22 protein-coding genes and 5 tRNA genes are annotated in these 25,542 nt (G+C 62.5%); 5 read left to right on the top strand and 22 right to left on the bottom strand.

Translation table 11 applies throughout. The annotated features are described in order from the left end of the window. Positions 1–85: 85 nt before the first annotated feature. Positions 86–487 carry a hypothetical protein gene (locus LRS11_RS13345; protein ID WP_260493459.1) on the top strand — a complete coding sequence of 134 codons (402 nt, stop codon included), beginning with the start codon at positions 86–88 and terminating at the stop codon, positions 485–487. A gap of 128 nt (positions 488–615) precedes the next feature. On the opposite strand, the gene LRS11_RS13340 is transcribed toward LRS11_RS13345, so the two are convergent. Further along, a tRNA-Arg gene (locus LRS11_RS13340) sits at positions 616–692 on the bottom strand. A gap of 109 nt (positions 693–801) precedes the next feature. Between LRS11_RS13340 and LRS11_RS13335 the strand changes: the two genes are divergently transcribed. Together LRS11_RS13335 and LRS11_RS13330 are read left to right on the top strand one after the other, a co-directional pair. Beyond that, positions 802–1,281 carry a GNAT family N-acetyltransferase gene (locus LRS11_RS13335; protein WP_260493458.1) on the top strand — a complete coding sequence of 160 codons (480 nt, stop codon included), beginning with the start codon at positions 802–804 and terminating at the stop codon, positions 1,279–1,281. 241 nt (positions 1,282–1,522) lie between these two features. After that, positions 1,523–1,849, top strand: coding sequence for an Arc family DNA-binding protein (locus LRS11_RS13330; RefSeq protein ID WP_182834707.1), 327 nt, complete (start codon positions 1,523–1,525; stop codon positions 1,847–1,849). An 87-nt stretch (positions 1,850–1,936) separates the two neighbouring features. Here the strand turns inward: LRS11_RS13330 and mgtE are convergent, their stop codons facing one another. Next, positions 1,937–3,379, bottom strand: coding sequence for a magnesium transporter (gene mgtE, locus LRS11_RS13325; protein ID WP_260493457.1), 1,443 nt, complete (start codon positions 3,377–3,379; stop codon positions 1,937–1,939). A gap of 318 nt (positions 3,380–3,697) precedes the next feature. Here mgtE and LRS11_RS13320 point away from each other — a divergent pair, with 318 nt between their 5' ends. Next, positions 3,698–4,195 carry an outer membrane protein assembly factor BamE gene (locus tag LRS11_RS13320; protein ID WP_260493456.1) on the top strand — a complete coding sequence of 166 codons (498 nt, stop codon included), beginning with the start codon at positions 3,698–3,700 and terminating at the stop codon, positions 4,193–4,195. 39 nt (positions 4,196–4,234) lie between these two features. Here LRS11_RS13320 and LRS11_RS13315 read toward each other — a convergent pair. The 15 genes from LRS11_RS13315 to LRS11_RS13245 form a co-directional block, all read right to left on the bottom strand. Next, positions 4,235–4,311: transfer RNA gene (locus LRS11_RS13315), tRNA-Arg, on the bottom strand. Positions 4,312–4,383: 72 nt separating this feature from the next. Beyond that, positions 4,384–4,460 (bottom strand) — tRNA-Arg (locus LRS11_RS13310). Positions 4,461–4,532: 72 nt separating this feature from the next. Beyond that, a tRNA-Arg gene (locus LRS11_RS13305) sits at positions 4,533–4,609 on the bottom strand. Positions 4,610–4,662: 53 nt separating this feature from the next. Beyond that, a tRNA-Ser gene (locus tag LRS11_RS13300) sits at positions 4,663–4,753 on the bottom strand. A 62-nt stretch (positions 4,754–4,815) separates the two neighbouring features. After that, complete coding sequence (gene csrA, locus LRS11_RS13295; protein ID WP_069517029.1) at positions 4,816–5,001, bottom strand: carbon storage regulator CsrA; 186 nt, start codon at positions 4,999–5,001, stop codon at positions 4,816–4,818. Between the two features lie 184 nt (positions 5,002–5,185). Next, a complete protein-coding gene (locus tag LRS11_RS13290) occupies positions 5,186–6,424 on the bottom strand; it encodes an aspartate kinase (RefSeq protein ID WP_260493455.1) in 1,239 nt (412 codons plus the stop codon). A 101-nt stretch (positions 6,425–6,525) separates the two neighbouring features. Beyond that, positions 6,526–9,147 (bottom strand): alanine--tRNA ligase, encoded by a 2,622-nt coding sequence (alaS, locus tag LRS11_RS13285; protein ID WP_260493454.1) that lies wholly within the window; start codon positions 9,145–9,147, stop codon positions 6,526–6,528. Between the two features lie 309 nt (positions 9,148–9,456). Beyond that, entirely contained in the window at positions 9,457–10,449 is a 993-nt protein-coding gene (astE, locus tag LRS11_RS13280; protein ID WP_260493453.1) for a succinylglutamate desuccinylase, read from the bottom strand. A 157-nt stretch (positions 10,450–10,606) separates the two neighbouring features. Continuing rightward, positions 10,607–10,894 carry a topoisomerase II gene (locus tag LRS11_RS13275; RefSeq protein ID WP_160490414.1) on the bottom strand — a complete coding sequence of 96 codons (288 nt, stop codon included), beginning with the start codon at positions 10,892–10,894 and terminating at the stop codon, positions 10,607–10,609. A 14-nt stretch (positions 10,895–10,908) separates the two neighbouring features. Next, entirely contained in the window at positions 10,909–12,255 is a 1,347-nt protein-coding gene (gene astB, locus LRS11_RS13270; protein WP_260493452.1) for an N-succinylarginine dihydrolase, read from the bottom strand. After that, on the bottom strand, positions 12,255–13,721 hold the full coding sequence (astD, locus tag LRS11_RS13265; protein WP_260496917.1) for a succinylglutamate-semialdehyde dehydrogenase: 1,467 nt from the start codon (positions 13,719–13,721) through the stop codon (positions 12,255–12,257). The genes astB and astD overlap by 1 nt, the downstream gene beginning before the upstream one ends. Beyond that, a complete protein-coding gene (gene astA, locus LRS11_RS13260) occupies positions 13,721–14,743 on the bottom strand; it encodes an arginine N-succinyltransferase (RefSeq protein WP_260493451.1) in 1,023 nt (340 codons plus the stop codon). The genes astD and astA overlap by 1 nt, the downstream gene beginning before the upstream one ends. 88 nt (positions 14,744–14,831) lie before the next feature. Then, positions 14,832–15,848 (bottom strand): arginine/ornithine succinyltransferase subunit alpha, encoded by a 1,017-nt coding sequence (gene aruF, locus LRS11_RS13255; protein ID WP_173205212.1) that lies wholly within the window; start codon positions 15,846–15,848, stop codon positions 14,832–14,834. Between the two features lie 161 nt (positions 15,849–16,009). After that, positions 16,010–17,230 carry an aspartate aminotransferase family protein gene (locus LRS11_RS13250; protein ID WP_260493450.1) on the bottom strand — a complete coding sequence of 407 codons (1,221 nt, stop codon included), beginning with the start codon at positions 17,228–17,230 and terminating at the stop codon, positions 16,010–16,012. 337 nt (positions 17,231–17,567) lie between these two features. Further along, positions 17,568–19,349, bottom strand: coding sequence for a diguanylate cyclase (locus LRS11_RS13245; RefSeq protein ID WP_260496916.1), 1,782 nt, complete (start codon positions 19,347–19,349; stop codon positions 17,568–17,570). A gap of 289 nt (positions 19,350–19,638) precedes the next feature. On the opposite strand from LRS11_RS13245, the gene LRS11_RS13240 reads away from it, so the two are divergent. Next, on the top strand, positions 19,639–21,345 hold the full coding sequence (locus tag LRS11_RS13240; protein ID WP_260493449.1) for a SulP family inorganic anion transporter: 1,707 nt from the start codon (positions 19,639–19,641) through the stop codon (positions 21,343–21,345). Between the two features lie 15 nt (positions 21,346–21,360). Here LRS11_RS13240 and LRS11_RS13235 read toward each other — a convergent pair whose 3' ends face one another. The 5 genes from LRS11_RS13235 to LRS11_RS13215 all read right to left on the bottom strand — a co-directional run bounded on the left by LRS11_RS13235 (position 21,361) and on the right by LRS11_RS13215 (position 25,483). Then, a complete protein-coding gene (locus LRS11_RS13235) occupies positions 21,361–22,347 on the bottom strand; it encodes a GlxA family transcriptional regulator (protein WP_260493448.1) in 987 nt (328 codons plus the stop codon). A 17-nt stretch (positions 22,348–22,364) separates the two neighbouring features. Continuing rightward, positions 22,365–23,129 carry an ABC transporter ATP-binding protein gene (locus LRS11_RS13230; RefSeq protein WP_260493447.1) on the bottom strand — a complete coding sequence of 255 codons (765 nt, stop codon included), beginning with the start codon at positions 23,127–23,129 and terminating at the stop codon, positions 22,365–22,367. 40 nt (positions 23,130–23,169) lie between these two features. Further along, entirely contained in the window at positions 23,170–23,868 is a 699-nt protein-coding gene (locus tag LRS11_RS13225) for an ABC transporter permease (protein ID WP_260493446.1), read from the bottom strand. A 9-nt stretch (positions 23,869–23,877) separates the two neighbouring features. Next, a complete protein-coding gene (locus tag LRS11_RS13220) occupies positions 23,878–24,567 on the bottom strand; it encodes an ABC transporter permease (RefSeq protein WP_260493445.1) in 690 nt (229 codons plus the stop codon). 139 nt (positions 24,568–24,706) lie between these two features. Further along, positions 24,707–25,483: an ABC transporter substrate-binding protein gene (locus LRS11_RS13215; protein WP_260493444.1), complete on the bottom strand. Its 777-nt coding sequence runs from the start codon at positions 25,481–25,483 to the stop codon at positions 24,707–24,709. Positions 25,484–25,542: the final 59 nt, after the last annotated feature.

Below are 25,542 nucleotides of genomic sequence, written 5' to 3'. Positions count from 1 at the left end.
ATGGCGATAGCACCGAGAATACCTGACCAGCAGCGCCACCACGCCGATAGGCAAGCGTGCCACCGCATGGCTATGATCGGACACCATGACTTCCCCTGTCCAAGTCCGCCAACCCTGTCCGCCCGGTGCCTGCAACTGCGGACGTGACGATCTGCTGGATAAACCCGGCGCCGATCTGCGCATCCTGCTTCTGACCCGCACGGAGGAGAAGCGCCTGCTCGATCGGCTGGAAAACATTGCCGATCTGAACGATCTCGAGCACATGCAGCGGCGCCTCCATGAACAGCTAGGCATTCGCTTGGAGATTGCGCCCGGCTTCAATGAAGTCCGCAGCATGCGCGGTATTGCGATCAGGCTCGATGAACTACCTGGGCTGTGCCGCAAAACCCGCCAGTCGATCCCGGCTGCAATTCGGCGTGGTCTGGAAAAACATCCGGAGATCGCCTACGAGCTGCTCAACGCCCACGACCTCCTGCGGGATGCCTGAGGCAGCCGGACACGGATCGTCGAACAGAAAAATGCCTGTAGAGGCTGGATCAGCGCGCGCAGAGAAAAAGAAGAAATTGGCAAAACCGGCCCGAATCATCAACACAGATTCTGCAGCCGCTGAGCAAATGGCGTCCCAGAGTGGGTTCGAACCACCAACCTTCCCCTTAGGAGGGGGATGCTCTATCCAATTGAGCTACTGGGACCTGCAAGAAGCGGCAAGCTGAGCCACCTCTGACGGGCCCGCATGTTAACGGGCATGCCTGAATTTGTCATGCCGTACACCCTGTTTTACTCATCAGCGCGGTATCCAGCATGCCGAGTCATTCCTCCCCCGGCAAAACCACGGACTGCAATCTTAAAATTCGCCGCGCCCGCCCCGACGACGCCCAGCAACTGGCCAGTTTGCTCAAACAACTCGGCCACGATGAGCAGGCGGCAGACAGCGTCAGCCTTGCACGGCAACTGAGCCCAAGAGCCAACCGCGAAGTTCTGGTGGCAGAACGGGATAACCTGCTGCTGGGAACCTGCACGCTGCACCTGATCGAACACCTTGCCCATGGCTTCGCCCGCTCGGCGATCATCGAGGACATGGTGGTAGACAGCGCACAACGCGGGCGCGGGATAGGCAGAGCCTTGATGCTCCACGCCATCGACCAGGCAAACCTCTGGGATTGCTACAAAGTGGGATTATCGAGCGCGGCATCGCGCCAGGCTGCCCATCACTTCTATCGGAGCCTGGGCTTCGAGCAACATGGAATTAGCCTTGCCCTCAACCTGAAAGCCCCGCTCTAGCCAGAGCACCTGGGGATACTGGTACGATCGTTTTGCATAGTGGCACGCATTTCAGACAACTGGTGCTGGCAATGAGCCTGCATCAGGGGGCAAAATCCGACACGTAATTGGCGTCAAATACTCGGCCCACTAACGAAATGTCGATGCAACCGGTGAACGGCTAGTGCCAAACGCAGTCATAGCAGTAACAATCGCATAGCCCAATGCCAGCATCGCTTTCCTGAACTAACCGGTTTAATGTATGCGCCCTATGAAACAAGCTATCTATTCCAGCCGTACGGCTGACAAGTTTGTGGTTCGCCTCCCCGACGGCATGCGCGAGCGCATCGCTGACGTGGCGCGCAACCATCATCGCAGCATGAACTCGGAAATCATCGCCCGCCTGGAGCAGACTCTGCTGCAGGAAGGCGTATTGGGAGATGACCAAGGCTTACGCCTGGACAGCCCAGAGCTTTCCCTGCACGAGCGCGAACTGCTGCAGCGTTTCCGTCAGCTGTCGCACCGCCAGCAGAATGCCCTGGTTGCCCTGATCGCCCACGATGCTGAGTTGGCTGCCGAACAGGCATAAGCCATAAACCGAAAAAGCCGGCTTGATCGCCGGCTTTTTCATGCCCGTGAAAAAGCCGCCCGTAGGCGGCTTTTTTATTGCGACGGGCTACAGCAGAAAAATAGTGGCCAAGCCCAGGAAGATGAAGAAGCCGCCACTGTCGGTCATCGCCGTGATCATCACACTGGCACCCATGGCCGGATCGCGCCCCATGCGTACCAGCGTCATCGGAATCAGCACACCCATCAGCGCCGCCAGGAGCAGATTGAGCGTCATCGCCCCGGTCATCACCACGCCCAGAGACCAGCTGTCATACAACAGGAAAGCCACCACACCGATCACCCCGCCCCAGACCAGGCCATTGACCAGCGCCACCCCCAATTCCTTGCGCACCAGGCGCGAGGTATTGCCGGTGCCGATCTGATCCAGCGCCATGGCGCGCACGATCATGGTGATGGTCTGATTGCCTGAGTTGCCCCCGATACCCGCCACAATCGGCATCAGCGCGGCCAGCGCCACCAGCTTCTCGATCGAACCCTCGAACAGGCCGATCACCCGCGAGGCGACAAAGGCGGTGATCAGGTTGATCGCCAGCCAGGACCAGCGGTTGCCCAGTGACTTCCACACCGATGCGAACAGGTCTTCTTCTTCGCGCAGACCGGCCATATTGAGGACTTCGGTCTCACTCTCCTCACGGATAAGGTCGACCATCTCGTCGATGGTCAGTCGACCGATCAACTTGCCAGAGCCATCGACTACGGGCGCAGAAACCAGGTCGTAACGCTCGAAAGCCTGCGCCGCATCATAAGCATCCTCATCCGGACCAAAACTGACGGGGTCGCTGGCCATGATCTCGCCGACCTGTTTGTCCGGGTCATTGACCAGTAGGCGCTTGATTGGCAGCACACCCTTGAGGATGCCGTCATAGTCGACCACGAATAGTTTGTCGGTATGCCCAGGCAGCTCCTTGAGGCGCCGCAGATAACGCAGCACCACTTCGAGACTGACATCCTCGCGGATGGTGACCATCTCGAAGTCCATCAATGCACCGACCTGATCCTCCTCGTAGGACAACGCCGAGCGCACACGCTCGCGCTGCTGTGCATCAAGGGACTCCATCAGTTCGAGCACGACATCACGCGGCAGCTCGGGCGCCAGATCGGCCAGCTCGTCCGCATCCATTTCGCGGGCAGCCGCGAGGATCTCGTGATCATCCATGTCCGCAATCAGCGACTCACGGACGGCATCGGAAACTTCGAGGAGGATGTCGCCGTCGCGCTCAGCTTTGACCAGCTGCCAGACGGTCAGGCGCTCAGCGAGCGGCAGGGCTTCAAGGATATGGGCGACGTCGGCCGAGTGCAGCTCATCGAGCTTGCGCTGCAACTCGGCGAGGTTTTGCCGATGGACCAGGTTTTCCACCAGGTCCCGGTGCTGGCCTTCCTGGCGATGCGCCAGGCCTTCGACCAGCTTGTGCCGATGCAGCAGATCAACCACCTGCGCCAGGCGGTCCTGCATGCTCTCTTGCGGCTTTTTGGCTTCTACTTCAGTCATATGGCGCGCTCCACCCCAGCAGCAGAGCACGCCACGGGGATCAATCAGTCAATTCGCGATTGGGCAATCGAGGTGTTGAGTAACTACTGGGTAAGTCCATGGTGGGATTCCACAAGCCCCGGCGGGGCTGACAAGGCAATGATAGCACTCCAACCAGCCCGGGACGCGACAAAATCACGGTAAGAACAAGCGCTTGCATCACATACCTCAGCGGTGATTACAGGCTTGGCTCTGACGTTTGCAGCGCATCACAAGACACCACTGGCGCATTACGCAGCCGCGACTAGGCTTGGCCAGGAACGTCATGGAGGACGCCTTATGCTACGACTGATATGCGCAGGATTTTGCGCAACCCTGCTCTACTCAAGCCAGACCACACTCGCCTCGACCGTATTTCGCTGCGAGGATGCCAGCGGCCATATCACCTACACCCGCAACGGCTGCCCACTAGATGCCAGCCAAGCCCTGCAGAGTGCCGACAACCAAACGCCAGGCCAGGGCAAGCCGGTACCACTGGCCAAGACCAGCAAGAGCCAGAGCAGCAAGAGTGATAAAAACAACGGCATGCAGGTGCTCGTCACAGGCGAGACGCAGGACGGCTGCGGCAATCGAGTTACTGGCAGCGAGCGGCGCAACGCCATTATCCGCCAGCAAGTGCGCAGCGGCATGACCCAGAGTGACGTGGAAAGCAGCCTGGGTAAGCCGGACAAGGTCACTACCCAGGATGGCCAGACCCGCTATCAGTACACAGATACGGATGGCAATCGACGCCAGGTGACGTTCGATGAAGGCGGCTGCGTGAAGGGCAAACGCTGAAAAGCAAAAGGCCCGCATCAATGCGGGCCTTTTGGGGTTTGGTGCACTCAGGAGGATTCGAACCTCCGACCGCTCGGTTCGTAGCCGAGTACTCTATCCAGCTGAGCTATGAGTGCAGTCGGCGCTTTTAGACCAGATCACCACTGGTTGAAACCGAATCAACCGCATTGCTGCGCATGATTCTTAAATGGTGCACTCAGGAGGATTCGAACCTCCGACCGCTCGGTTCGTAGCCGAGTACTCTATCCAGCTGAGCTATGAGTGCAAATGGCGCTTTTTAACCAGATCACCCCTGGCTGAAACAAAATGGCCTGCATCGCTGCAAGCCATTCCGATTTGGTGCACTCAGGAGGATTCGAACCTCCGACCGCTCGGTTCGTAGCCGAGTACTCTATCCAGCTGAGCTATGAGTGCATGTAACGCTTGCACTGTAGACATCCAACATTAACGCCTACAGCACTAAATAATGGCGGAGAAGGGGGGATTCGAACCCCCGACACCCTTTTGAGGTGTACTCCCTTAGCAGGGGAGCGCCTTCGGCCACTCGGCCACCTCTCCGCAACACGGGGCGCATGATAACCATGTTTTCCCCGTTTGCAAAGCCAAAATTTCGATAAAAATTAGTGGCTTGGTTCGTCGCCCTTCTCTTTCTGAATACGTTGGTAAATTTCCTCACGGTGCACGGCAACTTCCTTCGGAGCGTTGACGCCGATGCGCACCTGATTACCTTTCACGCCTAACACAGTGACGGTCACTTCATCACCGACCATCAGGGTCTCTCCGACCCGGCGAGTCAGAATCAGCATTCCTTTCTCCTCACGGATTTAGTTCAGGACAACAAGTCTGCAGAAAATAAAATAGTGGCAGCCCCGCGAAGCTCTAATCGGAACCTTCACTCAAGTATTGACCAGTGCGGGCAAAAGGAAAGTTCCGCCGCACCACTCAAAAAGACAAAAGGCGCGGACTAGTCCGCGCCTTTTGGGCAACGCATCACTCGCCCTGTCGGGCCGGAGCGTCCAGTTCGAAGGCAGTGTGCAGCGCGCGCACCGCCAGCTCCAGGTATTTCTCTTCGATCACCACGGAAACCTTGATTTCCGAAGTCGAGATCATCTGGATATTGATGGTTTCCTTGGCCAGCGCCTCGAACATGCGACTGGCAACGCCGGCATGGGAACGCATGCCAACACCGACGATGGAGACCTTGGCGATATTGGTATCGCCGATCACCTCACGAGCACCCAGCTCGCGCGCGGTGTTTTCCAGCACGCCCATGGCGCTCTGGTAGTCGTTGCGGTGCACAGTGAAGGTGAAGTCGGTGGTGTTATCGTGCGCCACGTTCTGCACGATCATGTCCACTTCGATATTGGCGGCACTGATCGGACCGAGAATCTTGAAGGCCACGCCCGGAATATCCGGCACGCCACGGATGGTCAGCTTGGCTTCGTCGCGATTGAAAGCGATGCCGGAGATGATCGGCTGTTCCATGGATTCCTCTTCATCAAGGGTAATGAGGGTGCCTGGCCCCTCCTGGAAGCTGTGCAGCACGCGCAGCGGGACGTTGTACTTGCCGGCGAATTCCACCGAGCGGATCTGCAGGACCTTGGAGCCGAGGCTGGCCATTTCCAGCATCTCTTCGAAGGTGATTTTGTCCAGGCGCTGGGCCTTGGGCACTACGCGCGGGTCGGTGGTGTAGACACCATCGACGTCGGTGTAGATCTGGCACTCGTCGGCTTTCAGTGCCGCGGCCAGGGCCACGCCGGTGGTATCGGAGCCGCCACGGCCGAGGGTGGTGATGTTGCCCTCCTCGTCCACACCCTGGAAACCGGCAACCACGACTACGCGACCGGCCTTGAGGTCGGTGCGAATGCGCTGGTCATCGATCTGCAGAATACGCGCCTTGGTGTGGGCGCTGTCGGTAAGGATGCGCACCTGGTTGCCGGTGTAGGACACCGCCGGCACGCCCAGTTTGATCAGGGCCATGGCCAGCAGGGCAATGGTCACCTGCTCACCGGTGGAAACCATCACGTCGAGTTCACGCGGCACCGGCTGACCGTCGCTGACCTGTCTGGCCAGTTCGATCAGGCGGTTGGTTTCGCCACTCATGGCGGAAACCACGACGACGATATCATCGCCGCCTGCGCGGAACTTCTTCACCTTCTCGGCCACCTGCTGAATACGCTCGACGGTGCCGACGGAGGTGCCCCCAAACTTCTGTACGATCAAAGCCATGTCAAAAAGCCGCCTGATTCCTCGAAGGGCGCCCATTAAACCCGCATCGGGTCATACTGCCAAGGCCTGCCGGACGCACTGCAGGCCTGGCTTTCGCTGTTTTACAAGCCTTGTTCGGCGAAGCTCGCAGCCAAGGCCAGGGCCTCGTCCAGTTTGCCGGCATCCACCCCGCCACCCTGAGCCATGTCCGGACGACCACCGCCCTTGCCGCCGACAGCCGCAGCAGCCTGACGCATCAGGTCACCGGCCTTGAGCTTGGCGGTCAGGTCCTGGGTCACGCCAGCGACCAGCACGACCTTGTCCTCGAATACGCCGCCGAGCAGGATCACCGCACTGCCGAGTTTGTTCTTCAATTGGTCGACCATCGCCAGCAGGGCCTTACCGTCCAGACCATCGAGACGCGAGGCCAGAACCTTGATGCCTTTGACCTCGACGGCCGAGCCGGCCAGGTCATTGCCCGCCGCGCTGGCGGCCTTGGCCTTGAGCTGCTCCAGCTCTTTTTCCAGCTGACGATTGCGCTCGATCAGGCCGGCCAGCTTGTCCAGCACGTTATCGCGACTGCCCTTGACCAGCGCAGCAGCTTCTTTCAGCTGCTCTTCCGCGCCGTTCAGCCAGGCCAGTGCCGCGCCACCCGTGACACCCTCGATGCGGCGCACACCAGCGGCCACACCGCCTTCGCTGGTGATCTTGAACAAGCCGATGTCGCCAGTACGCGAGACGTGGGTACCGCCACACAGCTCGACGGAGAAGTCGCCCATGCTCAGCACGCGCACTTCATCGCCATATTTCTCGCCGAACAGCGCCATGGCACCTTTCTGCTTGGCGGTTTCAATATCGGTCTCGATGGTTTCGACGGCCAGATTCTTGCGAATCTCGGCGTTGACCAGTTCTTCCAGCGCTTTCAGCTGCTCGGGCTTGATCGCCTCGAAGTGGCTGAAGTCGAAGCGCAGACGCTGGCTGTCGACCAGAGAGCCCTTCTGCTGTACGTGCTCGCCGAGGATCTGGCGCAGCGCCGCGTGCAGCAGGTGGGTCGCGGAGTGGTTCAGCGCAGTAGCCTGGCGTACCGAGGCATCGACCTCCGCCTGCAGCTCGGCGCCGAGTTTGATGCCGCCCTGGGCGACGATGCAGTGATGCAGAAACGCACCACCGGCCTTGGTGGTATCGCGCACATCGACGCGCACGCCAGCGGCGGTGAGGTAACCAGTGTCACCGACCTGGCCGCCGGATTCGGCGTAGAACGGCGTCTGGTCGAGGACGATCACGCCCTCCTCGCCCTCGCCCAGGCTGTCGACGGCGGCACCGGCCTTGAACAAGGCGACGACCTTGCCGGCACCCTGGGTGCCCGCGTAACCGGTAAACACGGTGTCGACATCGACCTTGACCAGGCTGTTGTAGTCCAGGCCGAAGGCGCTGGCGGAGCGGGCGCGCTCGCGCTGGGCATCCATTTCGCGCTCGAAGCCTTCCTCGTCGAGGGTCAGCTCACGCTCACGGGCGATATCGCCGGTGAGGTCCATGGGGAAGCCGTAGGTGTCGTACAGCTTGAAGATCACTTCGCCGGGGATGACGCTACCTTTCAGCTCGGCCAGATCCTGTTCGAGGATCTTCAGGCCCTGCTCCAAGGTCTTGGCGAACTGCTCTTCCTCGGTCTTCAGCACGCGCTCGATGTGCGCCTGCTGCTGTTTCAGCTCGGGGAAGGCTTCGCCCATCTCGCCAACCAGCGCGGCAACGATCTGGTAGAAGAAGCTGCCCTTGGCGCCCAGCTTGTTACCGTGGCGGCAGGCGCGACGGATGATGCGGCGCAGCACATAGCCGCGCCCTTCGTTGGATGGGGTCACGCCGTCGGCGATCAGGAAGCCGCAGGAACGGATATGGTCGGCCACCACTTTCAGCGAAGCCTGCGCTTCGTTGGCACAGCCGATGGCCTTGGCCGCGGCGTTCAGCAGGCTCTGGAACAGGTCGATCTCGTAGTTCGAGTTGACGTGCTGCAGCACTGCGCTGATGCGCTCCAGGCCCATGCCGGTGTCCACGCTCGGCGCCGGCAGCGCGTGCAGCACGCCGTCCGCGGTGCGGTTGAACTGCATGAACACGTTGTTCCAGATCTCGATGTAGCGATCGCCGTCTTCTTCCTTTGAGCCGGGCGGGCCGCCCCAGATGTGGTCGCCGTGGTCGAAGAAGATTTCGGTGCACGGGCCGCACGGGCCGGTATCGCCCATCGCCCAGAAGTTGTCGGAGGCGTACGGCGCGCCCTTGTTATCGCCGATGCGGATCATCCGTTCGGCCGGGATGCCGACTTCCTTATTCCAGATGTCGTAGGCCTCGTCGTCGGTGGCATAGACGGTGACCCAGAGCTTTTCCTTCGGCAGGTTCAGCCACTTGTCGCTGGTCAGGAACTCCCAGGCATAGGTGATGGCGTCACGCTTGAAATAGTCGCCGAAGCTGAAGTTGCCCAGCATTTCGAAGAAGGTGTGATGGCGCGCGGTGTAGCCGACGTTTTCCAGGTCGTTGTGCTTGCCGCCGGCACGCACGCATTTCTGGCTGGTGGTGGCGCGAGTGTAGGCGCGCTTTTCCAGGCCGAGGAAGCAGTCCTTGAACTGGTTCATCCCGGCGTTGGTGAACAGCAGGGTCGGGTCGTTCGCCGGGATCAGCGAGCTGGATGCGACACGGGTGTGCCCCTTCTCTTCGAAGAAGCGGAGGAAGGCTTCACGGATTTCTGCGCTTTTCATGTATTTCTTCCAGGCAAACGACGGCCACGGCAAGCCGGCAAAGGGCCGCATTATATCGGCCCCGCGCGGCAGGCACAGCCCGTTTGCAGGGAAAAAGGATAGAAAACGGCTATCGACTGGATGAAGCGCGCAGAAAATGACCGACGAGCCGGTTTTGCTCAGCGGCTTAGAACCTGCTCAAAGTCTGCTGCGCGTCGGCCATGCTGCGTTGAAACCGGGCTCAGAATGCTCATTTACAACTCGTAAACTGCGCTTCTTCGCCCGATTTCGCCTTGCCTGGCTCTAGTTCGCGAAACTTTGAACAGGCTCTTAGAGGGTGGTGGGAACGATTAGAATCCCCGCGCGCAGGCCGTTCTTCACTTTCGGATTAGGGAAGATGATCCGTGCACCCTGCTCTTCAACCAGCCAGCGGGTACCAGCAATGTCTTCGGCCAGCAGGTAGCCGACCGGCAGCTCGCTGAAGTTCTCCACGTCGCTGGGCAGGTTCAGCTTGAACGCATCGCTGTGCTTGATCACCTCGCGCGCCACGCTGAACAGCTGCAGCCCATCGAGCTGGGCATCGGCCGGCTCGTTGTTCTCGATCAGTTGCTGCAGGCGCTTTTCCAGCAGGTCGAGGTTGACCTCCTGGTTCTGTCCGAACGGTCGCGCCTTGCCCAGCTCCAGGGTAAAGGCCTCGGCCTGCAGGTGGGCATAGGTGTAGGAGCTGAAGGTGATGCCGACCTTCTTCTGCAGCAGCACCGCATCGATACCGGCGGCACGCAGGCGCGCCAGTTCGCTGGCCGAGTGCTCACGCCCTTCCGCATAGGGATAGAGGGCGAACTGCTCGATCTTCGAGGCACGGATGGCGGTGTGCAGGTCGTAATGCAGACGGGCACGCCCGGCCTTGCTGAAGAAGGCGGCGGCCAGGCGCTCCAGCTCGTTGGCACGCAAGGCCTCCGGACCACTGCTCTGCTCGTGGCGACCGCTGAACAGACGATTGATGTCCTGCTCGATATAGCGCTCGCCGCGGCGCATGGCCTCGGGATTGCCGAACAGGAAGAGAATGCGCGCCTGCGGAATCAGCTGCCCGGAGGCAATGCGTTGCAGCAGGCGATCGAGCAATTCGATTGGGGCGGTTTCGTTGCCGTGGATACCGGCGGAAAGCAGCAGATCGAGACCGCTATCAACACTGGCCGGCGGGGTCACTTCCAGCGCCCCGAGCCCCAGCCAGTGCAGGCGCGCGCCCTCGCGGGTCAGCTGAATTTTCTCGGTCGGCTCGCGGCCGGCCAGGGTCAGTTCAAGCAGTTTGCCGAGGGCGAGCATGGCAGCAGATTCCCTTAGAGCCGGTTCAAAGTCTCGCGAGCTAGAGCCATGCAAGGCAAGAACAGGCGAGGAAGCGGAGTTTACGATCTGTAAATGAGCATTCCGAGCCTGTTGTTAACGCGGCAGGGCCGACGCGCAGCAGACTTGGAATCGGCTCTTAGTGGTTGCAGTCCGGACCATGCACATGGTCGTCATCTTCGTCGCCGACCTCGGCCGGTTCCATTTCCAGCTGCAGGCTGACCAGGTTGGTGGCCAGCGGACGCAGCAGCAGGTTGGCGTATTCGGCGTCGCCTTCCTCCACATCCACACCGATCAGCAGCTGACCGTTGCCGGCAGTCTGAATCCACACTTCCTTGCCCTGCCAGATGACGGCAAAGCGTGTGCAGGAAGTTTCCAGCTGGGTGCCGTCGGTGTCTTCGAGGATGAGTTGCAGGGCGTCGGACATGAAATAAGTACTCTTTAAGCCAATTGGAAAGGATAAACCGCGCCTAGTTTAAGGATCTGCGTCAGTTCATCCAATGCCGTGCGGCATTCGATGAGCAGTTGCGGATCGGCCAGATCGCTTTCCGCCAGGCGGTCGCGGTAATGCTTGCCAACCCAGACGGTCAGGGTTTCGTACAGGCTCGGGGTCATGATCACGCCTGGATTGACCGCCGCCAGTTCGTTGTCCTTGAGCGCCACGCGCAGGCGCAGGCAAGCCGGGCCACCACCGTTCTGCATGCTCTGCTTGAGGTCGAACACCTTGACCTCGCGAATCGGGCCGTTGCCGCTGGTGAGCTGCTGCAGGTAGCCCCACACGTTGGCGTTGTTGCGGCACTCCTCCGGCACGATCAGCAGCATGTTACCGTCGGCGCGGGTCAGCAGCTGGCTGTTGAACAGGTACGAGCGCACCGCATCGTCCACCGTCACCGCTTCACGCGGCACACAGACCGCCTGGAAGTTACCGCCGCGGCGCCCGAGCTTGGCGGCCAGTTCGGCCAGCACCTGCTCGGTGTCGAGGAAGGCATCCTGGTGGTAGAACAGCACTTCGCCGTTACCCACCGCGATCACATCGTTGTGGAACACACCCTGGTCGATCACCGCCGGGTTCTGTTGAGCATAGACCACACCCTCGTCGCTCAAGCCATGCAGCCGGGCGATAGCCTGCGAGGCTTCCAGGGTCTGCCGCGCCGGGTAGCGCAGCGGCGCCGGGTAGCGGCTGTCGAAGGCGCTGCGGCCGTAGACGAAGAATTCCACGCCGGCATCGCCATAGCCTTTGCAGAAGCGCGTGTGGTTGGCCGCGCCTTCGTCACCGAACTGGCCGACGGCCGGCAGCGCGGCGTGGTGAGCGAAGTGCTGCTCGCTGGCGAACATGGCACCGAGCACGCGACTGGTGGTCGGGTGCTCGATGCTGCGGTGGAACTTGCAGTTGAGGTTGGCCGCAGTGAAATGCACGCGGCCGTCGGCGGTGTCGGCACTCGGGCTGACGGTGCAGGAGTTGGCCGTCCACATGCTGGAGGCCGAGCTGACAGCAGCCAGCAACGGCATCGCCTGTTTCGCCGCCTGGGCAATCACCTGGGCGTCGCTGCCGGCGAAACCCAGGCTGCGCAGAGCGGCGACATCCTGGCGTTCCTGCGGGGCGAATACGCCCTGCTTGAAGCCCATCTCCATCAGCGCCTTCATCTTGCCCAGGCCTTGCAGCGCCGCTTCCTTGGGATTGGACGCCACCTGGCTGTTGCTCTGCGACGCCACGTTGCCGTAGGACAGGCCGCCGTAGTTGTGGGTCGGGCCAACCAGGCCGTCAAAGTTCATCTCATAGGCGGACATCACAGACTCACTCCCGGGGTCAGGGTGGCGGGCAGGCTCAGGGTTTCACTTTCCAGCGAGGCGACCGGATAGGCGCAGTAGTCAGCCGCGTAGTAGGCACTGGCGCGGTGGTTGCCGGAGGCGCCGACGCCACCGAAGGGCGCGCTGCTGGCGGCGCCGGTCAGCTGTTTGTTCCAGTTGACGATGCCGGCGCGGCTCTCGATGAGGAACTGCTGGTAGCGCTCGGCGGAGTCCGACAACAGACCAGCGGCCAGGCCGAACTGGGTGTTGTTGGCCTCGGCGATGGCAGCGTCGAAATCGGCGTAGCGAATCACCTGCAGCAGCGGGCCGAAGAACTCCTCGTCGATGCGCTCGGCAACCGCGGTGACGTCGATGATGCCCGGGGTCAGCAGCGCGGCGTTCGGCAGCGGCTGGATCATCTCCAGCAGCACGCTGGCGCCCTGGTCGGCCAGTTGGCGCTGGGCCTTGAGCAGATGCTCGGCCGCCGCCAGGGAAATCACCGAACCCATGAAGGGCGCAGGTTGTTCGTCGAAGGCACCGACCTTGATCGTCGAGCTGACCGCTACCAGCCGCGCCAGCAGGGCATCGCCCCACGCGCCCGCCGGCACCAGCAGGCGCCGCGCACAGGTGCAGCGCTGGCCAGCGGAGATGAAGGCGGACTGGATGATGGTGTACACGGCGGCATCCAGGTCGGCGACCTGATCCACCACCAGCGGGTTGTTGCCGCCCATTTCCAGGGCCAGGATCTTGTCCGGACGCCCGGCGAATTGGCTGTGCAGCAGGTTGCCGGTACGGCTGGAGCCGGTGAAGAACAGGCCGTCGATGCCAGCGCTGGCGGCCAGGGCCACGCCGGTTTCGCGGGCGCCCTGCACCAGGTTGAGCACACCAGCCGGCAGGCCGGCTTCGATCCAGCACTTGACCGTCAGCTCGGCGACTTTCGGCGTCAACTCGCTGGGCTTGAACACCACCGCGTTGCCGGCCAGCAGCGCCGGCACGATATGGCCGTTGGGCAGGTGACCGGGGAAGTTGTAGGGGCCGAACACTGCCACCACGCCATGCGGCTTGTGCCGCAGCACGGCGGTGGCGTCGGCCAGCGGGCCGCTCTTGATGCCAGTGCGCTCGCGGTAGCTCTGCACGGAGATGGCGACCTTGTTGACCATGCTGGTCACTTCGGTGGCGGACTCCCACAGCGGCTTGCCGGTTTCCTCGCCGATGGTGCGCGCCAGCTCGTCGCTGTGCGCCTTGAGGGTGACGGCGAACTGCTCGAGCACGGCGATGCGCTCTTCCAGCGAGCGCCGGGCCCAGGCCGGGAACGCGGCACGGGCGGCCTGCACGGCAGCCTCGACCTGCGCAGTACTGGCGCCCTGGCCAGCCCAGATACTTTCCTGAGTCACCGGATTGAGGGAGGTGAAGGCCTCGCCCTGGCCGGGTTGCCAGTGACCGGCGATGAAGTGAGTGGTCATTATTATTTTGTCTCCTTGGCCGACAGCGGTACCGCGCGCACCTGGGCACCGACGGCGAGTTGCAGGCGTTTCGCGGTCTGCGCATCGACCACCAGGGTGCCGGCGGCGACGCGCGCCGGGGCAGCAGTGATGCGGCAGTCTTCACGCTTGCGGTTGTGGATCAGGTAAGGCGTGGCGTCATCGCCCGGCGTGCCGACGGCCAGTACCAGGGTCTGGCTGTTCTGCACCGCACGGATCTTGTCGGTGGGCACCTCGATGGCCGGGCCGGCGTCGAAGATGTCGACATAACCCTGGTAGGCGAAGCCCTCGCCCTTGAGCATGGCCAGCGCCGGCTCGGTGTCCGGGTGGACGCGGCCGATGGTGCTGCGCGCCTCCGGGGAGAGGAAGCAGGTGTACAGCGGGAACTTGGGCATCAGCTCGGCGATGAAGGCCTTGTTGCCGACGCCGGTGAGATAGTCAGCCTGGCTGAATTCCATCTTGAAGAAGTGCCGACCGAGGCTTTCCCAGAACGGCGAGCGACCATTGGCGTCGGACATGCCGCGCATCTCGGCGATCACTTTGTCACCGAACAGCTCACGGAACTCGGCGATGAACAGGAAGCGCGCCTTCGACAGCAGACGGCCGTTGAGGCCGCTGCGGTGGTCGGCATGCAGGAACAGCGAGCACAGCTCGGAGTTGCCGGTGAGGTCGTTGGCGAGGAACAGGGTGGGGATCTCGCGGTAGATCTTCAGCTCCTGCGAGGCGCTCACGGTCAGGCCCAGGCGGTAGTTGTACCAGGGCTCGCGCATGCCCACGGCGCCGGCCACGGCGGAGATGCCGACAACCTGGCCGTCATCGTCTTCGAGCACGAACAGGTAGTCGGCATCGGCGCGCTCGGCCTCGCCGCGAAAAGTCTTCTCCGCCCAGCTGACCCGATGCGCCAGCCGCTCCATGTTGGCCGGCAAGGTGGTCAGCCCGGCGCCGGTACTGCGGGCCAGGTCGAACAGCGCCGGCAAATCGGCACTACGGACGGGGCGAACGATCATAGATCCTCCGGATAGCGGCCTGCCTGCGGCGGCCAGCTACGAGTTTGAAATGCGTCCAGGCGTGCTGCGTGCAGCGCGCCGCTTGTATTTAAACCGCGACCAGCCTGACGCTGACGCCTTCACCGACACCCAGAGCCTCGGCCGCCTCGGCGGACAGGGTCACCGGCTTGCCGGGTACCCAGTCGAGGTCGGCGACGATGGCGCGGAAGTCCTGCAACTGGCCGTTGCTCACCAGGTACTGGCGGCCACCCTTGCCCGGCTCGCCGATGCGCACCGGCACCACGCGGCTCTGGGCGATCGAGCGGATGCCCGAGGTACGCGCATGCAGGGTCGGGCCGCCGTCGAAGATGTCGATGTAGTGATCGGTCTCGAAGCCTTCGCGCATGAGAATGTCGAAGGTCACCTGGGCGCGGCTGTAGACCTGGCCCATGGCCTCCTGCGCGCTATCGGGCAGCAGCGGCACGTAGATCGGGTAATGCGGCATCAGCTCGGCGAGGAAGGTGCGGCTCTTCAGGCCGCACAGGCGCTCGGCCTCGGTGTAGCTCATGTCGAAGAAGTTGCGCCCGACCGCATCCCAGAACGGCGAGTCGCCCTGCTCGTCGCTGGAGCCGACGATCTCCACCACCATGGCGTCGGCGAAACGCTCCGGGTGGCTGGCGACGAACAACAGACGGGCCCGCGAGTTGAGCTCGGCGAAGGCGCTGTCGACCAGTTCGCGCTGCACGTAGAAGCTGGTCAGCAGGCTGTTGCCGGTGAGGTCGTGGCACAGCGAGAGGACGTGGATCTTGTTGTGGATCTTCAGCTCGCGCGAGGCATGCACGAAGGTCTCGTTGCGGAAGCTGTAGAACGGCTCGGAGTAGCCGGCCGAGGCGACGATGCCGGAGCAGCCGACCAGACGGCCGCTGGCGGTGTCTTCGAGGACGAAGAAGTAGCTCTCCTCGCCGTTGAAGCTGACTTCGGCGGCGAACGAGGCCTCCGAGGCGGCGATCTTGTCGCTCAGGCGGGCTGCGTCGTCCGGCAGTGAAGTGACACCTACCGGGCTATCCGCAGCCAGACGCTGCACTTCGGCAAGGTCGGACAGTTGCGCGGGGCGCATCACCAGCATGGCGTCACTCCTTTTTCAATAAAAGCTCCAGGCGCCTCAATGGAAGGCGCTGGAGAAAGACCGGGCCATGGCCCGATCACGCATGGAATTGCTCGTCCTGAGAAAGCAGGCGGCACTGCCTGTGCCGCCAACCGGCCGCGCCCGCAGGCGCGGCCAGGGCATCAGCCCTGTACCAGCTTGGCCACGGCGCGCTCGAAGCGGTCCAGGCCCTCGTTGATGTCGGCGTCTTCCACCACCAGGCTCGGGGCGAAGCGCACCACATCCGGGCTGGCCTGCAGCACCATCACGCCTTCGGCGGCGGCGGCATCCAGCACGGTCTTGGCCTTGCCTTTCCAGGCATCGGAAAGCACGCAGCCGAGCAGCAGGCCGAGGCCACGCACTTCGCTGAACACGCCGTACTTCTCGCCGATCGCGCGCAGGCGGCTGGTGAACTGCTGATGCTTGGCCTTCACCCCTGCCAGCACGGCCGGGGTATTGATCACATCGATCACCGCCTCGCCGACGGCGCAGGCCAGCGGGTTGCCGCCGTAGGTGGTGCCGTGGGTGCCGACGGCCAGGTGCTTGGCCAGCTCGGTGGTGGTGAGCATGGCGCCGATCGGGAAACCGCCACCCAGGCTCTTGGCGCTGGAGAGGATGTCCGGGGTCACGCCGTAGTGCATGTAGGCGAACAGCTCGCCGCTGCGGCCCATGCCAGTCTGCACTTCGTCGAACACCAGCAGCGCGTTATGCTCGTCGCACAGCTTGCGCGCGCCCTCCAGGTAGGCTTGGTCGGCCGGCAGCACACCGCCCTCGCCCTGAATCGGCTCCAGCACAACGGCGCAGGTCTTGTCGGAGATCGCCGCTTTCAGCGCGTCCAGATCGTTATACGGGACATGGCTGATGCCCTGGATCTTCGGCCCGAAACCGTCGGAGTACTTCGGCTGGCCACCGACACTGACGGTGAACAGGGTACGGCCGTGGAAGCTGTTGGTCGCGGCGATGATCTCGCACTTGTCCTCGCCGAACTTATCGAAGGCAACCCGACGGGCCAGCTTGAAGGCGGCCTCGTTGGCTTCGGCGCCGGAGTTGCAGAAGAACACGCGGTCGGCGAAGGTCGCGTCGACCAGCTTGTGCGCCAGGCGCAGGGCCGGCTCGTTGGTGAACACGTTGGAGATGTGCCACATGGTGTTGGCCTGCTCGGTCAGCGCGCTGACCAATGCCGGATGGCAGTGACCCAGCACGTTGACGGCGATGCCGCCGGCGAAGTCGATCAGCTCTCGACCGCTTTGATCCCAGACTCGCGAACCCTGACCACGCACCGGCACGAAAGCGGCGGGCGCATAGTTGGGGACCATGACCTGGTCGAAATCGGCGCGTTGCACCGGATCGTGCTGAACGGACATCTGAGCTCTCCTGAATAAGCAGCACCGGCACTGAATGGCAGGTGATGAAAGGATTGTAGGGGCTGGTTACGGGCCCGCATTGCCGCCATGCGACAACTTCTTACAGCGGCAACCCGTGGTTTTCCGGGGCTTTCGGCAATGCGACAGAAAGCAGCGGAATTGCGCAGTTTAAACGCTGCGCAGCGGCATCGGCGCTGCTGAGGGGAAAAAAGCAGGAGGCGAAATGTCCTGTAGCGGTGCAACGGGCTGCGACTCTAGCCGCCGCTGACAAAGCCGGGCTGCTGCGCCTGATGCCTTCGCCAGCCCGCCAGACGGCCCGCGACAATCAGGCCGCGAGCTACAGACCGCCCTGGCGGACCCGATTGCGCCCTTCCTGCTTGGCCCGATAGAGCGCGGCATCTGCCGCACCAACCAGCGCCACCAGCTCATTCTGGGCCGGCGAATCGGGAATCGCCGATGCCAGGCCGATGCTGACGGTGACCCTGAGGACTTCGCCAGCCAGCGGAATATCGAGCTCAGCCAGGGCCTGGCGAATACCCTCGGCGACCAGTTGGGCGCCCTCGGCGGTGGTATCCGGCAGAATCACCATGAACTCCTCGCCACCATAACGGCACACCACATCGGCCTTGCGCTTGGCAAAGCTCTTGATAAGCGCCGCGACCGTCTGGAGCACGGCATCACCAGATTGGTGCCCATAATTGTCATTGATGCGTTTGAAATGGTCGATGTCGACCATCAGCACGGACAGCGGGCCTTTCTGCCGGCAGGCACGCGCCCACTCTGTGGCGAGGACTTCTTCCTGATGGGCGCGGTTATACACCCCGGTCAGCCCATCGATCGTGCTCAGCTCGCTGAGCTGGCGGTTTTTGTCGCTCAGCTCGCGCAGGGCACTGTTGAGCTCTTCCGTGCGCTCCAACACACGCTGTTCGAGCAGCACTCGCGCCTCTTGCTCGATGCGCAGATTTTCCTGCTTCAACAGGCGCATGCGGTCGGCCAGCGCCACCACCAGCAGGATCATCTGCAGCGCAGAGCTGAACTGCAGGGCGTGCTCGGTAAGAGGGTTACCCGGCAGCACATGAAAGGTCTTCAGTGCGTAAAGCACCATGCCCAGCAGCAGCGCCGTGAACGCCAGGAGGAAAAAGCGCGACTGCCGATAGCCGGCCCAGAAAATCCGCACCGCCACCGCAAACACCACCAGCGGAGAAATCACCACGGACGCGGTGCTCAAGCGAATCGCCCAGTTATAGGAAATGGCCAGACAGGCCAGTGCTGACAGGGCATAGAACCACAGCATCAGCAACAGCAGGCGATCGATGCGCGGCACCAATATGCGGGTCTGCAGGAACGAGCGGGTCAATGCAATCAGGGTGAGCGTGGCCACCGAGATCGACAGCGGCAGCATGCGGTTGTTCCACTCTGGCCACTGTGGCCACAGATACTCAAAGGCCAGGCCATTGAGCGTCAGTTGGAACAACCCATAGGCGGCAATGTAGGCAATGTAATAGAGGTGGCTGACATCCCGGACCGACAGATAGGTCAGCAGGGTGTAGAGCAGCATCGACAGCAGAGCGCCGTAGTAGAGCCCCAGCAGGTAATACTCGGTGCGACTCTTGGACACATAGTGGGTGGCGTTGGAGAGTACCGCCGGCACCTGCAGCGAGCCCTCGGTCTGCACCGCTACATACAGCCAGACCGGCTCATCCAGCGGTAGCTGCAACTCCACGGTGAATTGCCGGCTTTTGATCGAGCGCCGGTCAAACTGTCGCCGATCCCCACCATGCTCGGCGACCAGCGCCTCGCCATGCTGATCGAGCAGATACACATCGATGTTATCCAGGGGCGGATAATCGAACTCCAGGAACCAGCTCTCATCACCAGCGCTCTGCCGCAACTGGGTGCGGAACCAATAGCGCTGCCCGGTGAAACCGAAGTTCGGCACCTCGGCGAAATGGCGGGTGAAGCGCTGGGCAGGCAGCGCGTGAATGCCATAGACATCTTCTACGGAACCCGGATCCGCGAGATATTCGAAATAGGCATTGAGCTCGACGCGCGGATTTCTCTCATCCAGGAGCAGAAACGCATCACTGGCAGCAGCCACAGCGGCAGCGCCGGAACTCATCCAGCAAAACAGCAGTATCTGTAATAAGCGCATCTTCTTATAGTTATCCGGCTTGTACCGCACTGAGCATAGGCCGATTTATGGTGCTGCAAAAGCGGCACGAAGCCATCGCCGACGAGCTCACCGAGGCATAGCAAAAGCACGCATCCACCGGCGCAAGTGGCTCGCACAGCCATCTTCAGACATGCACGGTTCAGCCAACCCAGATCAATACGTGATACCAAAGCCGAAGCGAGACTTTGCCTGCCTACATCAAGCGTAAACAGACCGGCACCAAGGAAACCAAACGATGACAACATTTCTCAGCGGTCTCGGTAAAACCTGGCGCCTGGATCTGGTAGCCGGGCTAACCGCCGCCGCCGTGGTGCTGCCCAAATCCATGGCTTATGCCACCGTTGCCGGGCTGCCGGTGGCGATCGGCCTGTATACCGCCTTCGTGCCCATGCTGATCTACGCCCTGCTCGGCAGCTCGCGCGTGCTCAGCGTCAGCTCCACCACCACCCTGGCGATCCTGGCCGGCACCCAGCTCGGCCTGGCGGTGCCGGATGGCGACCCCAACAAGCTGATTGTTGCGGTGGCCACGCTCAGCGCACTGGTGGGCGTTCTGTTGATGCTGGCGTCGGTGCTGCGCCTGGGCTTTATCGCCAATTTCATTTCCACCCCGGTGCTGACCGGCTTCAAGGCTGGCATCGGCCTGGTCATCGTGCTCGACCAGATACCCAAGCTGCTGGGGCTACACCTCGACAAACAGGGTTTCTTCCCCGACCTGCTGAGCCTGTTCAGCCTGCTGCCACAAACCTCGCTGCTGACCCTTGCCGTGGCAGTGGCCACCCTGGTCGTACTGATCGGCATGGAGCGCCTGCTGCCGCACTCCCCCGCCCCGCTGGTGGCGGTGGCGGGCGGCATCGCCGCCGCCTGGTGGTTCGGCCTGCAGGCACAGGGCGTGGCGATTGTCGGCTTGATCCCGCAGGGCCTGCCATCGCTGACCCTGCCGGACACTCATCTGGTGATGCTGCTGTTGCCGGGCGCACTGGGTATCGCGCTGATGAGCTTTACCGAGTCGATTGCCGCCGGGCGCGCCTTTGCCGAAACCAACCAACCACCGATCAATGCCAACCGCGAACTGCTGGCGACCGGCGCGGCCAACCTGGGCGGCGCCCTGTTCGGCGCCATGCCGGCGGGCGGCGGCACCTCGCAGACCGCCGTGGTCAAGGCCGCCGGCGGCCGCTCGCAGCTGGCCTCGCTGGTGACTGCCGGCACAGCCGCGGCCACCATGCTGCTGCTCGCGCCACTACTCGGCCTGCTGCCACACGCCACCCTGGCGGCCGTGGTGATCGTCTACTCGGTGGGCCTGATCCAGCCCGGCGAATTCCGCTCGATCCTGCAGGTGCGCAGCATGGAGTTCCGCTGGGCCTGCATCGCCTGTATCGGCGTACTGCTGTTCGGCACGCTGCAAGGCATTGTGGTGGCCATCGTGGTGTCGCTGATCGGCCTCGCCAGCCAGACCGCCAAACCCCATGTCTATGTATTGGCCCGCAAGCCCGGCACCGATGTGCTGCGCCCGCTCTCGCCAGAGCACCCGAACGACGAGACCTTCGACGGCCTGCTGCTGGTACGCCCGGAAGGCCGCCTGTTCTTCGTCAATGTCCAGCTGGTTGCCGATCAGATCAAGACCCTGCTGACGCAGTACCAACCCAAGGTGCTGACCCTCGATCTGAGCCGGGTGCCGGACATCGAGTACTCCGCCTTCAAGATGCTCCAGGAGGCCCAGCAACGCGCCGCCGAGCAGGGCATCAGCCTGTGGCTGGCCGGCCTCAACCCGGAAGTGCTGAAAATGGTTCGGCATAGCGGCCTGGCAGATCAACTGGGCCGCGAGCATCTGCTGTTCAATGCCCGCCAGGCCATCGCCCAGTACCAGGCGCAGCAGCGCGCCGATCAGGCCTCACAACCGCAACAGATCCAGCGCAATGGCGACCTGGGCATAGCGCCCGACTGACCGGCGAAGCGCCGCTCAACCGCGCTCTGACGGGCTCGGCGCGATTTCGAAGGGGCTGGTGCTGCGACGCTGGTTGCGATCTTCGCGCGGGGTGGCGCCGAAGAAGTTGCGGTAAGCGCTGGAGAAGTGCGGGCCGGAGGAGAAGCCACAGGACAGGCCGATCTGGATGATCGACTTGCTGGTCTGCATCAGCAGCTGGCGCGCCTTGTTCAGGCGCAGCTCCAGGTAGTACTGGCTCGGCACGCGGTTGAGGTACTGCTTGAAGATGCGTTCCAGCTGGCGCCGCGACACGCACACATGGGTGGCGATCTCGTCGGTGGTCAGCGGCTCTTCGATATTGGCTTCCATCAGCAGCACGGCCTGGGTCAGCTTGGGGTGGCTGGAGCCAATGCGGTTCTGCAACGGAATGCGCTGGCGCTCGCCACCTTCGCGGATGCGCTCGACCACCAGCTCTTCGCTGACCGCCCCGGCCAGTTCGGCGCCGTGGTCACGGGCCAGCACGGCCAGCAGCAGGTCGAGCACGGCCAGGCCGCCACAGGCGCTGAGGCGATCACGGTCCCAGTCGAACAGGTGACTGGTGCCGATGACCTTGGGGAAACGTTCGGTGAAATCATCCTGCCAGCGCCAGTGCACGGCAGCGCGGTAGCCGTCGAGCAGGCCGAGCTGGGCCAGCGGATAAACCCCGGCCGACAACCCGCCAAGCTGCGCACCGGCACGGGCCAGCTGTTTCAATGCGGAAGCCAATGCCGGCGCGACATGCACCGGCGGCTCGTCGGCCAGCAGGAACAACTTCTGGCAGCCGTCCAGGCGCCCGGCCCAGGGCTCGCCCGGCATCTGCCAACCGCCTTCGGCCAGTGGCTCGGCGTGCAGGAAGCGCAGTTCGTAGACCACCTCCGGGTGCACGCGCTGCGCCACGCGCAGGGCTTCCTCGGCCAGGGCCAGGGTCATGGGCCTGGTTTCTGGCCAGATAAGGAAACCGATGCAGTGGGAAGTGGCAGTCATGGCTCGCAGTCTAGTTCCTACTTCAAGCTGCCGGAAAGGAACTGCTTGAGGCGATCCGACTGCGGATTGGCCAGCACTTCTTTCGGGCAACCGGTTTCTTCGACTATGCCCTTGTGCAGGAAGATCAGCTGGTTGGACACCTCGCGGGCAAAACCCATCTCGTGGGTGACCACGACCATGGTGCGACCCTCCAGGGCCAGGTCCTTCATGACCTTGAGCACTTCGCCGACCAGCTCGGGATCGAGCGCCGAAGTCGGCTCGTCGAACAGCATCACTTCCGGCTCCATGGCCAGGGCACGGGCAATCGCCACGCGCTGCTGCTCGCCGCCAGACATGTGCGCCGGATAGGCGTCTTTTCTGTGCGCCACACCGACCTTGGCCAGGTAGTGCTCAGCCTTTTCCAGGGCTTCCTTCTTCGATACGCCGAGCACATGCACGGGCGCCTCGATGACGTTTTCCAGGGCGCTCATGTGCGACCACAGGTTGAAGTGCTGGAACACCATGGACAGGCGCGAGCGCATGCGCTGCAGCTGCTTGGGATCGGCGGCTTTGAGCGCGCCGTCCTTGTTCTTCACCAGCTTGAGCTCTTCGCCATTGAGCAGGATCTTGCCGCCGTAGGGCTGCTCGAGCATGTTGATGCAGCGCAGGAAGGTGCTCTTGCCCGAGCCGCTGGAGCCGATGATGCTGATCACGTCGCCGGCCTTGGCCGCCAGGGATACACCCTTGAGCACTTCGTGGTCGCCGTAGCGTTTGTGCAGATCCTGGACTTCAAGTTTGTACATGGTCTCGGCTCTCGTATGCGAATGCGGTGGAATCGGTGGTTCAGGCTTTGCGCGGGGCCAAATAGGCCAGCCAGCGACGTTCGGCCAGTTTGAACAGGCGCACCAGGATGAAGGTCAGCACCAGATAGAACAGACCGGCAGTGATATAGGCCTCGAACGGCAGGTAGTACTGCGAGCTGACGGTCTTGGCCGCACCGGTGATGTCGACCAGGGTGACGATGGACGCCAGGCTGGTGGTGTGCAGCATCATGATCACTTCGTTGCTGTATTGCGGCAGCGCACGGCGCAGGGCCGAGGGCAGCAGAATCCGCCGGTACAGTTTGAAACGCGACATGCCCATGGCCTTGGCCGCCTCGATCTCGCCATAAGGCGTGGCCTTGATGCTGCCGGCGAGGATCTCCGCCGAATAGGCGCTGGTGTTGATGGCAAAGGCCAGACAGGCGCAGAAAGTGGCGTTGGACAGGTAAGGCCAGAGCACGCTCTCGCGCACCGCTTCGAACTGGGCCAGGCCGTAGTACAGCAGGTACAGCTGCACCAGCATCGGCGTACCACGAATGGCGTAGGTGTACAGCCAGGCCGGGAAGTTCACCGCCGGCTGCTTGGACACACGCATCAGCGCCAGCGGCACGGCCAGGGCCAGACCGAAGGCCAGGGCGATCACCAGCAGCTTGAGGGTGATCAGCACACCGCCAAAGTAGAGCGGCAGGCTGTCGAGTACCACGTTGTAATCGAAAATCATGGCAGCCCCTTAAATTTCCATCGCCTTGACGCCCACCGAATAGCGGCGTTCGAGGTAGCGCAGAACGAGCAGGGAAACACTGGTGATGGCCAGGTAGATGGCCGCCGCCAGCAGGATGTAGGTGAACGGCTCGCGGGTCGCATCGCCGGCGCTCTTGGCGCGGGCCATCATGTCCTGCAGGCCGACCAGGGAAATCAGCGCGGTAGCCTTGATCAGCACCAGCCAGTTGTTGGTGAAGCCGGGAATCGCCAGACGGATCATCTGCGGCACCAGGATGCGGAAAAACACCCGCAGCGAACTCATGCCGTAAGCCATGCCCGCCTCGCCCTGGCCCTTGGGGATGGCCATGAAGGCACCGCGGAAGGTCTCGGACAGGTAGGCGCCATAGATGAAGCCCAGGGTGCCGACCCCGGCGATAAACGGGTTGATATCGATGTAGCCGTCGTACTCCACCAGCTGGGCAATACGGTTCACCAGGTCCTGGCCGCCGTAGAAGATCAGCAGGATCAGCACCAGGTCGGGAATCCCGCGAATCACCGTGGCGTACGTCTCACCCAACAGCGCCAGCCATTTGATCGGCGACAGACGACAGGCCGCACCGAGCAAGCCGAGAGAAATAGCCACCGCCATCGACAGCAGAGCCAGCTGCAAGGTGAGCCAGACACCATCGAGAATGGTCGAGCCATAGCCGTTGAGCATGAATTAATCCTCAGGGAAAAACAGGAGGAACGCCCCTGCGCCAGGGGAGCAGGCTGCTGCAGTGGCGCCCGATAGCGGCGCCCTGCAACCGGCCCGGCGGAGCACCTGCCTTCAGTGGCGAAGGCAGGTCAGCCCGGCCTTACTCGCCGTAAACGTTGAACTGGAAGTACTTGTCCTGCACTTCCTTGTATTTGCCGTTGGCGCGGATGGCCAGGATGGCGGCGCTGATCTTGTCGGCCAGGGCCTTGTCACCCTTGCGTACGGCGATACCCGCGCCGTTACCGAAGTACTTCTCCTCGGTGTAGTCCGGGCCTACCAGGGCGAAGCCTTTACCGGCATCGGTCTTGATGAAGCCATCGTCGATGTTGACGACATCGGCCAGGGTGGCATCGACACGGCCGGAAGCCAGGTCCAGGAAGATCTCGTTCTGCGAGCTGTAGCGCACCACTTCGATACCTGCCGGAGCGAACACGTCGGTGGCGTAGCGGTCGTAGATCGAGGCGCGCTGCACGCCAACTTTCTTGCCTTTGAGGTCAACCAGCGGATCGGTGATCACGGTGCCGGCCTTCATCGCCAGCTTGGCCGGGGTGTGGTAGTACTTGGCGGTGAAGTCGACCGACTTCAGGCGCTCTTCGGTGATCGACATGGACGACAGCACGGCATCGAACTTGCGTACTTTCAGGGCCGGAATCAGACCGTCGAATTCCTGCTCGATCCACTTGCACTCGACCTTCATCTCGGCGCACAGGGCCTGACCAATGTCGTAGTCGAAGCCGGTGATGCTGCCATCGGGCTGCTTGAAGGCGAACGGTGGGTAGGCTGCCTCGATACCGATACGCAGCGGCTTGTCTTCTGCCTGAACCAGCGCACTGAACGCGGACAGCGCCAGGGCGCCGAGAAGTACGATCTTCTTCATGGTGTGACTCCTTCGAATGGGGACATCGTTTGGCAGAATGAGGTTCGCCAGGGCCGTGG

This window comes from Pseudomonas sp. J452 (assembly GCF_024666525.1).
GTDB lineage: Bacteria > Pseudomonadota > Gammaproteobacteria > Pseudomonadales > Pseudomonadaceae > Aquipseudomonas.
Note: the sequence above shows the minus strand (reverse complement) of the source record. Positions and strands in the feature narration are given on the sequence as shown.